Source organism: Bradyrhizobium sp. (genome assembly GCF_052389815.1).
Lineage (GTDB): Bacteria > Pseudomonadota > Alphaproteobacteria > Rhizobiales > Xanthobacteraceae > Bradyrhizobium.
Window position 1 is genome coordinate 1 of record NZ_JBQTHN010000124.1, and the last position, 3,707, is coordinate 3,707.

The window sequence follows — 3,707 nt, forward strand, 5'->3', positions numbered from 1 at the left end:
GTCTGCCGCGCGCCTTGCCCCCATCGTCACCAGCGTCCGTGCCTCGCCATTCAGACCTGCCGGCAGGACCGGAGCCGGCTCGCCGCGTGCCGGATCCGGTCCCTGGCCCGCCGCCACGTCCGTGACCATAGGCCGTTCGGCTGCGGTACTGGCTGCAGAAAATGCCGCAAGGCTCGCATCGACACCGATGCCATCGCTGCGAATCGCCGCTTCGTAGGCCTCGCGCGCAAACGGAAGCGCCTGCGAGCCGACGATGGCGCCGAGCAGTGCCGCGCTGATCACGCTTCCGTTTGCTTCCGCGACCCGCGCCATGTCGAAGCTCGTGAGTTTCCGCGCGGCGGTGCTGCAGGCCTTGAGAATCGCTTCACCGTCGACGCGCCCGTCGCCTAGCACAGTCTTTTCGGTCATCGAGTAGACGCGATGCGTCGAGGTCACCAGATGGGTGCGGTCCGGCGTGACCAGCCCGCGCTGGATCGCCCGGCCGGCTTCCATCAGCTCCGAGGCGACAACGAGATCGACGTCGCCCGGCATCGGCATCAGACCGAGCACCGGCATTCGCTTGTGGCCGTGCAGGGCACTCCTGGGAAACAGTTCGAGATAGTAGATCGTCGCACCCGTCCGCTGCGACACCCCCGGCACCGACGTCGTTTGGGCGAGATAGCCGCCGCTTTCGCCAACCCTGACCAGCCAGTCGGCCAGCACGCCGCCGCCTTCGCCGCCCATGGCGAGAATCGCGATATTGATCGACTTCGCGGCCGTCATGCCCGCACTCCCGCCTGGCTTGTGCTGGCGAGACGCCGTTGCAGGGCGGATATCACGGTCCGGCGCAGCCAGGCCCGCGCGCGCTCCCATCGCGATGGATTGCTGACGATGGAGGCGCGATAGAAGGATGGGCACAGCACCGCCGCGTGCGCTACCTCGCCGCACAGCCCGCAGCCGACGCAGGATTGCATCACCTTCGTTACCGGCTCCCGCCTCAGAGGATCGGGATTTGGCGCGATGGTGAGCGAAGGACAGCCCGAGAGACGAATGCAGGAATGATCGCCCGTGCAGGTATCGTGATCGACGCCGAAACGCTCCCGAACCGTGCGCAGTCCCGCCTTGATCTGCTTTTGCAGCAAGGGCCGCTCGCGCCGCTGCCGGTTCAGCATGCATTCGGAGCGGGCGACGATGACCTTGGGGCCTTTGGCCGCGGTCAGCAGCGCTTCCCTCAGCGTATCGCGCATCCGCGTCACGTCGTAGGTGCGCGATATCGTGCGAACCCAACCAACGCCGACGCCTCTGACGGCCCGCTCGATCGTGTTGCGCGTCGTCCGCTGGCGGTTGTCCGCTTCCGAGGACATGATGTCCTGGCCGCCGGTAGCCGCCGAATAGCCGTTGTCGACAATGATCTGCACACCGTCGTTCTTGTTGAACACCGCGTTGCCGACCGAGGAGACAAGTCCGTTATGCCAAAAGCCGCCATCGCCCAGGATGGCGATCGCGCGTTTGCCCTCGGCCGAGCCCAGCGCCGATGCTCCGGCGCCGCCAAGTCCATATCCCATCACCGTATTGCCGATTTCGAAAGGCGGCAGTGCCGAGAACAGATGGCATCCGATGTCGCAGCTGATGTGGTGACGCCCGAGTTCCCGCTCCGTAAGCTTGATGGCCGCGAAGATCGGCCGCTCCGGACAGCCCGTGCAGAACGAGGGAGGGCGCCCCTGTACATTGGGCGAGACCAGCGACGCCGCGATTTCCGTCGCCGCGTTTGTCGCGGCCGGATCGGACCCCGGCAGGAGATCGGGGCGATGGGCGCGAAGAAACCGGATCAGCCCAGTCTTGACGATAGCGCCGGTATATTCTCCCGCAAGGGGCAGCATGCCCTTGCCTTCGAGCTTCGTCTGCACGGAGGCGCGGCGCAGGATCGTATTGATCGAATGCTCGATGAATTCCGGCTGGCCTTCCTCGACTAGGAGAACTGCGCGCTTGCCCTCACAGAACCTGATGACCTCCGAGTCCACCAGCGGGTAGGTGACGTTGAGAACGTAGACCGGCACGCGGGTCGCACCGAATGCATCGGCGAGACCCGTCGTTTGCAGCGCCCGCATCAGGGTGTTGTAAAGCCCGCCCTGCACGATAATGCCGATGTCGTCCGCATCACCGTCGAAAACCTCGTTTAGTTGATGCTCTTCGATGAATTTGACGGCTGCGGGCCAGCGCTGTTCGACCTTCTCCTTCTCGTGCTGGTAGCTTGCGGGAGGCAGGACGATGCGATCGGTGGCGCGTCGCGGGGAAGTTCGTGCTTCCTTCATCGTGAAGGCCGGCTGCACATTGTCCTTGGCCGTGAAGCTACCGTAGACATGACAGGCGCGTATGCGCAGCTCCAGCATGACTGGCGTGTGCGAGGCTTCAGAAAGCGCAAAGCCTGTTTCGACGGCTTTCACAATTGACGGCAGGTTCGGGCGCGGATCGAGCAGCCAGATCTGCGACTTCATCGCAAAGGCGTGGCTTCGCTCCTGCATGATCGAGGAGCCTTCGCCGTAGTCCTCGCCGAGGATGATCAACGCGCCGCCGGTAACTCCGCTGGAGGACAGATTGGCCAGTGCGTCGGATGCGACATTGACGCCGACGGCGCCCTTGAACGTGACTGCGCCGCGCAGCGGATAGTTGACCGAAGCCGCCAGGGTCGCGGCCGCCGTTGCCTCGTTGGCGCTCATCTCAAAGCGGATACCGAGCTCGTCGAGGATGTCGGCGGCGTCCGACAAGACGTCAACAAGGTGCGAGATCGGCGCGCCCTGGTAGCCTGCGACATAATTGACGCCCGATTGCAGTAGCGCCTTGGTGACGGCCAGAATGCCCTCGCCCTTGAACTCCTGTCCGGCGCCAAGCCGCAGCAGCTCCACTTCCTTCTTGAACGAGCGCTCCGCCATGACCTCTGATCCCTGCCGGGTGGCACTCCGTTCCAAGGGCAGAGACATTTGAGTACAAAATCCGGCGCCGCTTCTTGACCGAAGTCATCCCGCGCGCCGCGGACGCCGATAAGTGACGAATGCGGGGTCGGCATGCTGAAATTGCTGGATGAGCAATGACTGGTGCCCCTGGCCGGAATCGAACCAGCACTCCTTGCGGAACTCGATTTTGAGTCGAGCGCGTCTACCAGTTCCGCCACAGGGGCCTCCGGACCGGCCCTTGCGGCCCGGCGGCGAAGCCGGCGGAATATAGCGGCGGGCCGGGACCGGTCAACCCGCGCGGATGTGATATTGGCTTGCCTCGACAGGAAAAGCCGGGCGCGATAGCAAAATTCGGTCGAGACCATAAATTGGGTCGAGGCCGTAAGGAGACGAATGTGACACTTGCCACCGCCCATCCGTCACGGCAGGGATTCGCCGCCAACCCTGCGGCTCTCGCCGCGCTGGCGATTGCGGTCATTGCGGCGGCGACGCTGGCGGGCGCCTGGTTCTTCCAGCTCGTGCTCGACATCCGGCCGTGCCCGCTCTGCCTCGAGCAGCGCTATGCCTACTACCTCGCGCTGCCGCTGGCCGCCTTCCTTGCTTACTTCGCTGCGCAAGGCGCGCCGCGGCAGGTGCTGATGGCGGGCTTCGCCGTCCTGCTGCTGGCTGTGCTCGCCAATGCCTGGCTCGGCGGCTATCACGCCGGCGTCGAATGGCAGTTCTGGCCGGGCCCGACCGATTGCAGCGGGCCGCTGGTCGATTTCGGCAAGGCCGGCA

3 protein-coding genes and 1 tRNA gene are annotated in these 3,707 nt (G+C 64.9%); 1 reads left to right on the forward strand and 3 read right to left on the reverse strand.

Annotated elements, in window-relative coordinates; genetic code table 11:
• The 3 genes from ACT4OC_RS20670 to ACT4OC_RS20680 form a co-directional block, all read right to left on the reverse strand.
• A partial coding sequence (locus tag ACT4OC_RS20670) for a 2-oxoacid:acceptor oxidoreductase family protein (RefSeq protein WP_444840890.1) occupies nt 1-762 on the reverse strand: 762 nt, incomplete at its 3' end.
• Complete coding sequence (locus tag ACT4OC_RS20675; protein ID WP_444840891.1) at nt 759-2,909, reverse strand: thiamine pyrophosphate-dependent enzyme; 2,151 nt, start codon at nt 2,907-2,909, stop codon at nt 759-761. The genes ACT4OC_RS20670 and ACT4OC_RS20675, both read right to left, overlap by 4 nt.
• A gap of 160 nt (nt 2,910-3,069) precedes the next feature.
• Nucleotides 3,070-3,154, reverse strand: a tRNA-Leu gene (locus tag ACT4OC_RS20680).
• Nucleotides 3,155-3,325: 171 nt separating this feature from the next.
• On the opposite strand from ACT4OC_RS20680, the gene ACT4OC_RS20685 reads away from it, so the two are divergent.
• The coding region (locus tag ACT4OC_RS20685) for a disulfide bond formation protein B (protein WP_444840892.1) at nt 3,326-3,707 on the forward strand (382 nt) is incomplete at its 3' end.

Coding starts and splice junctions, on each gene's coding strand:
- ACT4OC_RS20675 (WP_444840891.1), bottom strand. CDS start 2,909: ATGGCGGAGCGCTCGTTCAAGAAGGAAGTGGAGCTGCTGCGGCTTGGC.